1 pseudogene is annotated in these 713 nt (G+C 44.2%); it reads left to right on the forward strand.

Features of this window, described 5'->3' with window-relative positions:
- Window positions 1–713, forward strand: a pseudogene (locus APR43_RS24575) (gliding motility-associated C-terminal domain-containing protein); the annotation flags it as partial.

Consider the following 713-nt stretch of genomic DNA (forward strand, 5'->3'; position numbering starts at 1 on the left):
GCGAATACTGCAGCAGGAACTTATGATGTTGAGTACAGCATCTGTGAGGTTACTAACCCGACAAACTGTGATACCGTGATTTCAAAAGTTGTGGTTGGAACAGCAGTAATTGATGCTGTTACAGAAACCACGGCATCTATCAACGGAAACACAGGCGGTATAACAGCAGCCTTAACAGCAAATGATACGTTAAACGGAAACCCTGTTGTAATCGGCAGTTCAGCAGGACAGGTAACCCTGACTGCAGTAGGAACGCTTCCGACAGGATTAACCTTAAACGCAGACGGAACAGTAACAGTTGCGCCAAACACACCAGCAAATACTTATGATGTTACATACAGCATCTGTGAGGTGAGCAACCCGACAAACTGTGATACTGTAACTTCAAAAGTTGTAGTTGGGGCAGCGGTAATCGATGCAGTAACAGAAACTACAGCCTCTATCAACGGAAACACAGGAGGTACAACAGCAGCCTTAACAGCAAATGATACTTTAAATGGAAGCCCTGTAGTAATTGGAACATCAGCTGGACAAGTAACATTAACAGCGATCAGTGTTCCGGCAGGATTAACACTAAATGCGAACGGAACAGTAACAGTTGCAGCGAATACTGCAGCAGGAACTTATGATGTTGAGTACAGCATCTGTGAGGTTACTAACCCGACAAACTGTGATACCGTGATTTCAAAAGTTGTGGTTGGAACAGCAGTAAT

The sequence above is a fragment of the Flavobacterium sp. NLM genome, from assembly GCF_002210235.1.
GTDB lineage: Bacteria > Bacteroidota > Bacteroidia > Flavobacteriales > Flavobacteriaceae > Flavobacterium > Flavobacterium panici.